At 71.3% G+C, this 2,956-nt stretch carries 2 protein-coding genes; one reads left to right on the forward strand and one right to left on the reverse strand.

All coding sequences use genetic code 11. The features are described 5' to 3' along the window. The first annotated feature begins 165 nt into the window (after positions 1-165). Positions 166-1,446, forward strand: a complete 1,281-nt coding sequence (locus ESO86_RS14660) for a low temperature requirement protein A (RefSeq protein WP_242492390.1) — start codon at positions 166-168, stop codon at positions 1,444-1,446. Positions 1,447-1,494: 48 nt separating this feature from the next. Here ESO86_RS14660 and ESO86_RS14665 read toward each other — a convergent pair whose 3' ends face one another. Continuing rightward, a complete protein-coding gene (locus ESO86_RS14665; RefSeq protein WP_242492391.1) occupies positions 1,495-2,820 on the reverse strand; it encodes a M50 family metallopeptidase in 1,326 nt (441 codons plus the stop codon). Between the last annotated feature and the right edge of the window lie 136 nt (positions 2,821-2,956).

Below are 2,956 nucleotides of genomic sequence, written 5' to 3' on the forward strand. Positions count from 1 at the left end.
CGCGCTCGAACTCGCCCGGCGCGACGGCGGCAGGGCGGCCGTGGCACTGTGCGGCGGCGGCGGCCAGGGCGAGGCGCTCCTGCTCTCCCGCTGACCCCCGCTGACGGGCCCCTGCTGTGGTGGAATGTTCCCCACGGCAGGGGCCCGTCCGGTGAGGAGGCGCAGATGAGCGAGACGACGACGGATGCCGCGGGGCAGCCGGCGGCCCGACCGATGCGCCTCGACCACCGCCTCCGCCGGATGTCCGGCCGCGACCCCGACGAGCCGCACCGCTCGGCCACGCCGCTCGAGCTCTTCTTCGACCTCGTCTTCGTCGCGGCGTTCAGCGCAGCCGGGAGCCAGACCGCGCACCTGCTCGAGCTCGGGCACTTCGGTGCGGCGACCGCGGGCTTCGTGTTCGCGGTGTTCGCGATCGCATGGGCATGGATCAACTTCACGTGGCTCGCGTCGGCCTACGACAACGACGACGTGTTCTTCCGCATCGCCACGATGGTCGTGATGATCGGCGTCATCGTGCTCGCGCTCGGACTCCCCCAGGCGTTCCACTCGATCGACGAGGGCGGCGAGCTCGAGAACGGCGTCGTCGTGATCGGGTACGTGATCATGCGCGTCGCGGTCGTCGCGCTGTGGGTCCGCGCCGCCCGCCACGACCCGCCGCGGCGCCGCACCGCGCTGACCTACGTCGTGCTCGTCTCGGCCGCGCAGGTCGGCTGGATCCTGCTGCTCGTCGCGAATCCCCCGCTCTCGACCGTGGTGCTCGTGTGGCTGGCGCTCGTGGCGTTCGAGATGGCTGGTCCGATGATCGCCGAGCGCGTCGGCGGCGGCACGCCGTGGCATCCGCACCACGTCGCCGAACGGTACGGCCTGCTCGTCATCATCACGCTCGGCGAGATCGTGCTCGGCACCATCCTCGCGATCAGCGCGGTCGTCGAGGAGCAGGGCTGGGACGTCGAGGCCGTGCTCGTGACCGTCGGCGGCACGATGCTCGCGTTCGGGCTGTGGTGGGTGTACTTCATCATGCCCTCGGGCGCGGTGCTCGCGCGGCACCGCGAACGCGGGTTCGTCTGGGGCTACGGGCACCTGGCGATCTTCGGCTCGCTCGCCGCGAACGGCGCCGGGCTGCACGTCGCGGCGTACGTGATCGAGGGCACCGCGCACATCGACGACACGACGGCGCTGCTCACCGTCGTCGTCCCCGTGGCCGCCTTCTCGACCGCGCTGTTCACGATCTACTCGGCGCTGCTGCGCGAGTTCGACCCGTTCCACGTCGTGCTCTACGTCGGCAGCATCATCCCGCTCGTCGCCGCGGTGATGGCCGTCGCCGGCGGCGCGAGCATGGGCCTCGGCATCGTGATCACGTCGCTCTCGCCCATGATCGTGATCGTCGGCTACGAGACCATCGGCCATCGCCACCAGGCGGCCGCCCTCGAGCGCGCGCTGGCGTGAGCGATCGGGCCCCGGCCGGCTCCACCCCGACCCGTGGGCGGATCGAGATCAGAACAGGCTGACGGGCTTCACGATGTCGGCGTAGATGAGCAGCGCGCTCATGCCACCGAGGATGATCACCATCGCGAAGGTGAGCGGCATCAGCTTCGCGAGGTCGACCGGCCCCGGGTCGGGCCGGTTCCTGAGCTTCGCCCAGCCCCGACGGATCGCCTCCCACAGGGCGCCGGCGATGTGCCCGCCGTCGAGCGGCAGCAGCGGGATGAGGTTGAAGACGAACAGAGCGACGTTGAGCGAGGCCAGGATGCCGACGAGGCCCGCCGCACGCGAGGCGATCGGAACCTCGTCGAGGCTCGCGATCTCGCCCGCGACCCGGCCCACGCCCACCACCGAGATCGGCCCGTTCGGGTCGCGCTCCTCCGGTCCGAACGCGGCGTTGGCGACATCCACCAACCGCTGCGGGAGGTTGACGATGATGCCGGCCACCGCCTGGACGTTCTCGCCGACCATCGGCAGCACGGCCGACGCCGGCTGGCGCACGGTCTCGGCTGCGGGCCCGATGCCGACGAAGCCGACCTCGTCGGTGATCGGCTCGCCGTCGGCGCCGTCGACGATCCGGCCCAGCTCGTCGACCACGTACCGCTCGCTGAGCAGCGGCGTCACCGCGAGCGTGACCTCCTCGCCGTCGCGCAGGACGACGACGGGGATCTCCTCGCCCGGGTGCTCGCGGATGATGGCGGTCGACTCCGCCCACGTCCGGATCGGCTGGCCCGCGACGACGAGGATCGTGTCGCCGGGCTGGATGCCCGCCTCGGCGCCAGGTGCCGCCGGATCGCCGGGTTCGCACGTCTGGCGCTCGCTCGTCGCGGGCAACGCGCACTCCGAGACCGATCCGATCGTCGTGGACGGCTGCGCGATGCCGAAGCCCATGAGCAGCACGCCGAACAGGACGATCGCGAGGACGAGGTTCATGAACGGCCCGCCGAACATGACGATGATCCGCTTCCAGACCGGCAGCCGGTAGAACGCCCGGTGCTCGTCGCCCGGGGTGATGGACTCGGCGCTGGAATCGCGGGCGTCCTGGACGAGCGTGCGGAAGAAGCCCGTGCTGTCCTCCTTCGCGTGACCGTCCTTCCCGGGCGGGAACATGCCGATCATGGCGATGTAGCCCCCGAGCGGGATCGCCTTGACCCCGTACTCCGTCTCGCCCTTCCGGCGCGACCAGATGGTCGGCCCGAAGCCGATCATGTACTGGGTCACCTTGACGCCGAACAGCTTCGCGGGCACGAGGTGCCCGATCTCGTGCAGGCCGATCGAGACGGCGAGGCCGACGACGATGATGGCGACGCCGATCACGAACAGGAGCACGGATTCCACCCCGTCATCGTAGGGGCGATCCCTTGGCGCGCGCTGTCCGCGGACTGTGAACGGCTCCGCCCGGCTCACGGTCGGCGCGGCCCCGCGGGCCGGCCGCAGGTTCCTAGGCGCGCGCGATGCGCAGGTCGGCCGCCCG

Source organism: Agromyces binzhouensis (assembly GCF_004135055.1).
GTDB classification, from domain to species: Bacteria; Actinomycetota; Actinomycetes; order Actinomycetales; family Microbacteriaceae; genus Agromyces; species Agromyces binzhouensis.

Coding starts and splice junctions, on each gene's coding strand:
- ESO86_RS14660 (WP_242492390.1), top strand. CDS start 166: ATGAGCGAGACGACGACGGATGCCGCGGGGCAGCCGGCGGCCCGACCG.